Raw genomic sequence first — 7,270 nt, 5'->3', positions numbered from 1 at the left:
GTCCCGCCCCGTCTCCCCGGCCGCCCCACCCGGGCGGCCAGGTTCACGGAGTGTTGACAGCGCGACGCGGCATTGGACCCCGGTACAGGTTAACCGCGTTGACAGTGTTCCAGTTTACATTTTGCGCGGGCCCGCCCGTCGGGACCCCTCTGGGCATGCCCTGGAGTGTTGGCAACTCCCTGGAATCACGAAGGGTTTACGAATTTTCAAACGGGGGGATGACAGAGCCGGGATTCGCCTCTACATTGCGTCCGTCGGATTTCACTCAAGAGGTGCTGCGCATGGCTTACGACGGCGAGCTTGTGAAGATGCAGAACGGTCGCTGGGCGCGGTTCCAGCGTTGCCAAGTGTACCGGCCGGGCGTGGCGGACGCCGGTGAGACCATGCTCCTGATCGCGGTCGAACTTGAGGACCGCTACCAGCAGCTGCTCGACGAGGCGGCGGATTCCCTCGCGGAGTACCGCTCCCAGGGCGTGCCCGTGCAGGTGCGGCTGGCGCCGGACGCGCAGGGCCTCACCCTGCACCCGGAGGCCCCTGCCTCCGCCTCGATGAACTAGGCCCCTCCCCGGGGTCGCACGTTGTAAAGCCACGGGCTCCGCGCTTCACTGCGTGGGGCCCGTCGCATTTACAGCGATGACACGTGCGGGGGAGCGTCCACTTTTCAACGCAGCGCGCGCGACCCGCACGGCGCGTGGATGGCGCGCTCAGTCGTGGATCTGGAAGAAGCGGGCGGCGTTGTCCCGGGTGACCCGCCGGACGATGCGCTCGGACAGCTTCGCCTTGCCCAGGAGGTTCGCCGTGCGCGCGAGCCCCAGGATGTCGCCCGCGCCGTCGCCCGCGTCCGAGTCCAGCACCAGGCGCTCGCTGCCCAGCCGCCGCACCAGGGCCACCGCCCGGTCCGCCTGAAGGGCCTCCGGGTGCAGGGTGAGCCCGGCCCAGTGGCCCACCTCCAGGATGGTCCGCACGGTGCGCGCGTTGGCGTGGTCCACCAGCGCGCGCGACGGCAGCACGCCGGACTGGCGCAGGAGCGTGAGGATGCGCCGCGTGTGGCGCTCCTTGTCCTTGAGTGGCGTGTGCACCACCACGCGCAGCTTGAGCTGGCGGGCCAGGGCCAGCTGCTCCAGGAAGGCCTCTTCCTCCTCCTCGCCGCCCACGTGCAGCCCCGTCTCCCCCAGGGCCACCACCCGGCCGCCCTCGAAGTAGTCCGGCAGGTGGCTGAGCACTTCCGACAGCCCCCGGCGCGGGATGCAGCGCGGGTGCACGCCCAGGGCGGCCCAGGCGCGGATGCCCAGCCGCTCCAGCCGCGGCAGCTGCTTCTCCACCAGCTGGTCGAAGTGCTGGCGCAGCCCCTTGGCCGTGGGCTCCGGGAAGTGATGCGCCACCACCAGGGCCCGCTCCACGCCGAAGAAGCGCATGGACTCCAGGTCCTGGTCCGTCAGGGCCTCCGGGTGGAGGTGCGCATCGAAGAGCGGGATCGGCTCGGGCACGGGCTTGGGGTCTCCTGGCGTCAGTCCTGGCCCGTCGCGGCGCCCTCGTTGCGCGGGTCACTGGAGGAATAGCGCAGGTTGGTGCGCGGGTCGCTGTAGACGGCCTCCGCGTCGCCCCAGCCGTCCACCCGGCGAATCTTGTGGCCCTTCGCCTCCAGCACGGACAGCGTCGCCGGCTCCAGGCCCCACTTGTCCACCCACAGCTCATCCGGGAGGTACTGGTGGTGCAGCCGGCCCGTGGCCACCGCGCGCGTCACGTCCATGCCGTGGTCCACCACGTTGCTGATGGCCTGGATGACGGTGGTGGGGATGGTGGAGCCGCCGGGGCTGCCCACCGCCAGCATCACCCGCTTCGGGTCCTCCTTCGCGAACACCAGCGTGGGCGACATGGAGGACAGGGGCACCTTGCCGGCCTGGATGGCGTTGGGCTCCCCGGTGACGAGCCCGTACGCGTTGGGCACGCCCGGCTGCGCGGCGAAGTCGTCCATCTGATCATTGAGGAGCACGCCGGTGCCCTTGGCCACGAGGCACGAGCCGAAGCTGTAGTTGATCGTGGTCGTCATGGCCACCGCGTTGCCGTCCTTGTCGATGACGGAGATGTGCGTGGTGTTCTTCTTCTCCGGCTCCGGAGTGAGGGGCCCCGCGTCCTTCTTCAGCGTGGAGGCCGGCCCGCCTGTCACCGGCGCCAGCAGCGACGCGCTGGCCGTGGCCTTCTTCGGGTCGATGCTGCCCGCCAGGTCCGCGATGTGGCCGGGCGACGTCAGCCGCTCCAGCGGTACCTGCACGAAGGCCGGGTCGCCCAGGTACTTCGCGCGGTCCACGTACGCGCGCCGCACGGCCTCCACGTAGAGGTGCAGCGCCTCCGGGTCGCGGTAGGGCACGCCCTGCGGCCGCAGCTGCTGGAGCATGCCCAGCACCTGCACCACCGCCAGCCCGCCCGCGCTGGGCGGGGGCATGGTGAGGATGCGGTGGCCCCGGTAGGTGGTCTCCAGCGGCGCGGGGCTGCGCGTCTGGTACGCCGTCAGGTCCTCCTGCGTGAGCAGCCCGCCCGCGTCCTTCACCGTCTTCACCAGCGCCTGCGCCACCGGGCCCGAATAGAAGGCCTTCGCGCCGCCCTTCGCGACCCGCTCCAGCGTGCGCGCCAGGTCCGGCTGCTTGATGAGGTGCCCCAGCGGCGGCACGTCCGGCGTCCCCTGCGCGTTGGGCGTGAGGAAGATGCGCGCGGCTTCGGGATCCTGGCGCAGGCACTCCGCCCGGCCCGTGGCCATCTGCTGGTACTTGGGCGTCACCCAGAAGCCCTGCTTCGCCAGCCGGATGGCCGGGGCCAGCACCACCGCGGGCTTGAGCTTGCCGTGCTTGGAGAGCAGCTCCAGGTAGCCCGCCACCGCGCCCGGCACCGCCACGCTCAGGGCGCCGTCCGTGGACAGTCCCGGCACCAGCGCGCCGTCCTTGAGGTACATGTCGCGCGAGGCGCCCTTCGGAGCCACCTCCCGGAAGTCCAGCACCTGGGTGCCTCCCGACTTCGCGTCGTGCACCAGCGCGAACCCGCCGCCGCCTACGCCGGAGTGGTAGGGCCCCACCACCGCCGCCACGAACGCCGCCGCCACCGCCGCGTCCACCGCGTTGCCGCCCTTCTCCAGCATCTGGAGCGCGGCCTCGCTCGCGGGCGGATACGCCGTGGCCACCGCACCTCCCCGGTAGGGACGTGCCGCACCCGCCTGCGTCGCCACCAGCAACACCGCGAGTCCCAGCGCGCGGAACGACCGCCGTCCCACGGCTCCCATGTGTGTCTTCACCACCTGTGGACGCCTTTCCTTGTGATTACCGGCCGTTCCCTAATGCACCATGCGCCGCGCTCGGACCAGGATTTCAACAAGACAACATTTTTTTCCTTGGATTGTGAGCGGAGGCGGGGCAGGCTTGCTCCATGTGCAGCAACGGGCGGTGCTTATGAGTCCTCCGAACCCCGTGGAAAGTCCGGCGTCGGTTCCGACCCCGGCCTCCACCCCGGCGCGGCTGACGACGTTCTACAAGCCGCGCTTCGGCATCACGGTCCAATGCAACACGTTGTGTGTGGCAGTCAGCGCCCGGCCCCCTCCCGAAGCCCCGCGATCGGTTTTGACGTCCGGGCGCGGTTGACGAGTTGATCGGCGGTCCCTAATTCTCCGCCGCATATGACAGCTCTGGCGGCGGTTGTGCTGTGCGCGGGCAAGGGCACGCGGATGAAGTCGGAGAAGGCCAAGGTCCTTCACCCCATCCTCGGCCGTCCCCTCTGCGCCTATCCCTTGAAGCGGGCCCTGGAACTGGGCGCCACGCACGTGGTGCCGGTGGTGGGACATCAGGCTTCGGAGGTGGAGAAGTCCATCCGTGCCCACTTCCCGGACGCGCCCCTGCGCTTCGCGCTCCAGAAGGAGCAGCGCGGCACGGCGGACGCGGTGAAGGCGGCCCAGGACGCGCTCAAGGGCCATGACGGCCGCGTGCTCATCCTCTACGGAGACGTGCCGCTCCTGCGCAAGGAGACGCTCCAGGCGCTGCTGTCCGCGCACGACGCCGCGGGCGGGGTGCTGGCGCTGGTGTCCACCACGCTGGAGGACCCCACCGGCTACGGCCGCGTCATCCGCGAGGGCGGCAAGGTGGCGCGCATCGTGGAGCACAAGGACTGCACCCCGGAGCAGCGCGCGGTGAAGGAGTGCAACGCGGGCATCTACTCCGTGGACGCGGCCTTCCTCTGGAAGGCGCTGGCGGAGATCAAGCCCGTCAACGCGCAGGGCGAGTACTACCTCACCGACCTGGTGGAGATGGCCGCGAAGCAGGGCCCCGTGGGCGCGGTGGACGCGGACGCCACGGAGACCGCAGGCGTGAACGACAAGGTGGAGCTGGCGGCGCGCGCCCGCGTCCTCCAGCAGCGCATCAACGAAGCCCACATGCGCGCGGGCGTGTCCATCCAGGACCCGGCCACCGCGTACATCGAAGAGGGCATCACCATCGGCACCGACACGGAAGTAGGCCCCAGCGTTTCGCTGATGGCCGGCACCGTCATCGGGAAGAACGTCACCATCGGCCAGGGCAGCGTGCTCACGGCCTCTCACGTGGCGGATGGCACCCACATCAAGCCCTACTCCGTGCTGGAGGAGGCGCGTGTGGGTGAGCGGTGCATCATCGGCCCGTTCTCCCGGCTGCGCCCCGCCACGGAGTTGGCAGAGGAAGTGCATCTGGGGAACTTCGTGGAGACGAAGAAGGCCCGCATCGGCAAGGGCAGCAAGGCCAACCACCTGACTTACCTCGGCGACGCGAACATCGGCGCGGGCTGCAACATCGGCGCGGGCACCATCACCTGTAACTATGACGGGGTGAACAAGCACCTGACGGAGCTGGGCGACGGGGTCTTCATCGGCTCGGACTCGCAGCTGGTGGCGCCGGTGAAGGTGGGGGACGGCGGGTATGTCGGCGCGGGCACCACGGTGACGAAAAATGTGCCTCCTGGGAGCCTCGCTGTGTCCCGTGCGCCACAGGTGGTGAAGGAGGGCTGGGTGGCGGCCAAGAAGGCACGGCAGACGAAGGTGAAGGCTGGTTAGCAAGAGTGCTCGCCTGCTGTTCGGTCGGCGGGGCGGGGTTGGGCGTGTTGGGCGTGAACGGGATTCCCGTGGTTTGCTCCGGCGGCCGCGGGACGAGAAAGAGGCAGGAAGAACATGTGCGGGATTGTTGGGTACGTCGGTGACAAGGAATCTGCTCCCATCCTGGTGTCGGGCCTGAAGAAGCTCGAATACCGGGGCTATGACTCCGCGGGTGTCGCGGTGGTCGGCGGCAACCAGCTCAACGTGGTGCGCGCCACGGGCAAGCTGCGCAACCTGGAGAACCGCGTGGTGCAGGACCTGCCGAAGGGCACCACCGGCATCGGCCACACGCGCTGGGCGACGCACGGCCGTCCCTCCGACGAGAACGCCCACCCGCACACGTACAAGAACGTGGCGGTGGTGCACAACGGCATCATCGAGAACCACCTGGCGCTCAAGGCGGAGCTGCGCGCGCGCGGCCACGTCTTCTCGTCGGAGACGGACTCGGAAGTGTTCGCGCACCTCATCTCCGCGGAGGTGGAGCGCGGCGTGGACCTGCCGGACGCCGTCCGCGCGGCCATCAAGCAGGTGAAGGGCACCTACGGCCTCGTGGTGGTGTGCTCCAACGACCCGGGCCGCATCGTGTGCACGAAGGACGCGTCGCCCATGGTGCTGGGCCTGGGCGAGGGCCAGAACTTCGTGGCCAGCGACGTGCCCGCGCTGCTCGAGCACACGCGCGACTTCGTCTACATGGAGGAGGGTGACCTCGCCGTCATCACCGCCGCCAAGGTCGACATCTTCAACCGCGACGGGAAGCTGGTGAACCGCCCCACGCGCCGCATCGACTGGACGCCGATGATGGCGGAGAAGGGCGGCTACAAGCACTTCATGCACAAGGAGATCCACGAGCAGCCCCGCGCCATCGCGGACACGCTGCGCGGCCGGATGCTCCTCACCGAGGGCGACGTCCACTTCGAGACCTGGAACCTCTCGCAGGAGCAGGTCCAGTCCTTCACCAAGGTCACCATCCTGGCCTGCGGCACGTCCTGGCACTCGGGCGTGGCCGGCAAGCACATGATCGAGTCGCTGGCGCGGCTGCCGGTGGAAGTGGAGCTCGCCAGCGAGTTCCGCTACCGCGACCCCATCGTGGAGAAGAGCCACCTGGTCATCGCCATCAGCCAGTCCGGTGAGACGGCGGACACGCTCGCGGCCTTCAAGGAAGCGAAGCGGCTGGGCGCGCACACCATGGCCATCTGCAACGTCATCGGCAGCGCGATGACGCGCGAGGCGAACCTGCACGTCCTCACGAACGCGGGCCCGGAGATCGGCGTCGCGTCCACCAAGGCGTTCACCACGCAGCTGGTGACGCTGTACCTGCTGGCGGTGAAGCTGGGCCGCATGCGCGGCACGCTGTCCGTGGCGGGCGCGCAGGAGCACCTGACGCACCTGACCCAGGTGCCGAAGATGATCGAGGACGTCCTCAAGTGCGAGCCGCAGGTGAAGCGCGTCGCGCGCGAGTTCATGAACGCGCAGGACTTCCTCTTCCTCGGCCGCGGCCCCATGCACCCGGTGGCGCTGGAGGGCGCGCTCAAGCTGAAGGAGATTTCGTACATCCACGCGGAGGGCTACGCGGGCGGTGAGATGAAGCACGGCCCCATCGCGCTCATCGACGAGAAGATGCCCGTCGTGGTCATCGCGCCGAAGCAGCCGCACATCGCCTACGAGAAGATCATCGGCAACATCGAGGAGGTCCGCGCGCGCGGCGGCAAGGTCATCGCCATCCTCGACGAGGACGACAACCAGGCGGACAGCCTGGCTGACCACGTCATCCGCATCCCCGCCGCCTGCGCGCTGCTCGCGCCGGTGGTGGCCACCATCCCGCTCCAGTTGCTCGCGTACCACGTGGCGGAGATGCGCGGGAACGACGTGGACCAGCCCCGCAACCTGGCCAAGAGCGTGACGGTCGAGTAGCGCTTCACGGCGTCCACGCCTGATGCGAAAGAGCCCGGACTCCCTTCACAGGGGGCCCGGGCTTCTTCGTTCCAGCGCGGCGTTACTTCTCGTCCGCCAGCTCCAGGAGCACCTCCAGGTCGGCGGCGGCGTCCAGCGACTCCAGCAGCTCCAGGTTCTCCACCACCTCGCGATCCTCGTCGGTGAGCGGAGGCTCCGTGGGGCGGGTATCAGCCTGTCTCTTATACCCATCTCCGAGCCCACGAGACATGCGCAGAC

5 protein-coding genes are annotated in these 7,270 nt (G+C 69.2%); 3 read left to right on the top strand and 2 right to left on the bottom strand.

Annotation, left to right across the window (positions count from 1 at the left end; genetic code table 11):
• The first annotated feature begins 281 nt into the window (after positions 1-281).
• Positions 282-557, top strand: a complete 276-nt coding sequence (locus D7W79_RS35760) for a hypothetical protein (RefSeq protein WP_120529786.1) — start codon at positions 282-284, stop codon at positions 555-557.
• Between the two features lie 147 nt (positions 558-704).
• On the opposite strand, the gene D7W79_RS35755 is transcribed toward D7W79_RS35760, so the two are convergent.
• A complete protein-coding gene (locus D7W79_RS35755) occupies positions 705-1,487 on the bottom strand; it encodes a TatD family hydrolase (protein ID WP_120529784.1) in 783 nt (260 codons plus the stop codon).
• A 20-nt stretch (positions 1,488-1,507) separates the two neighbouring features.
• Entirely contained in the window at positions 1,508-3,271 is a 1,764-nt protein-coding gene (gene ggt / locus D7W79_RS35750; RefSeq protein ID WP_120529785.1) for a gamma-glutamyltransferase, read from the bottom strand.
• Positions 3,272-3,661: 390 nt separating this feature from the next.
• Between ggt and glmU the strand changes: the two genes are divergently transcribed.
• Positions 3,662-5,062, top strand: coding sequence for a bifunctional UDP-N-acetylglucosamine diphosphorylase/glucosamine-1-phosphate N-acetyltransferase GlmU (glmU, locus tag D7W79_RS35745; RefSeq protein ID WP_120529783.1), 1,401 nt, complete (start codon positions 3,662-3,664; stop codon positions 5,060-5,062).
• A 114-nt stretch (positions 5,063-5,176) separates the two neighbouring features.
• Complete coding sequence (gene glmS, locus D7W79_RS35740; protein ID WP_120529782.1) at positions 5,177-7,012, top strand: glutamine--fructose-6-phosphate transaminase (isomerizing); 1,836 nt, start codon at positions 5,177-5,179, stop codon at positions 7,010-7,012.
• Positions 7,013-7,270 lie beyond the last annotated feature (258 nt).

Source organism: Corallococcus exercitus, assembly GCF_003611585.1.
Lineage (GTDB): Bacteria > Myxococcota > Myxococcia > Myxococcales > Myxococcaceae > Corallococcus > Corallococcus exercitus.
This window is presented reverse-complemented; position numbering and strand designations above follow the sequence as displayed.

What these genes read in the sequence shown, in the direction of transcription:
- D7W79_RS35760 (WP_120529786.1), top strand. Translation starts at nt 282, where the DNA reads ATGGCTTACGACGGCGAGCTTGTGAAGATGCAGAACGGTCGCTGGGCG.
- ggt (WP_120529785.1), bottom strand. Translation starts at nt 3,271, where the DNA reads ATGGGAGCCGTGGGACGGCGGTCGTTCCGCGCGCTGGGACTCGCGGTG.
- glmU (WP_120529783.1), top strand. Translation starts at nt 3,662, where the DNA reads ATGACAGCTCTGGCGGCGGTTGTGCTGTGCGCGGGCAAGGGCACGCGG.
- glmS (WP_120529782.1), top strand. Translation starts at nt 5,177, where the DNA reads ATGTGCGGGATTGTTGGGTACGTCGGTGACAAGGAATCTGCTCCCATC.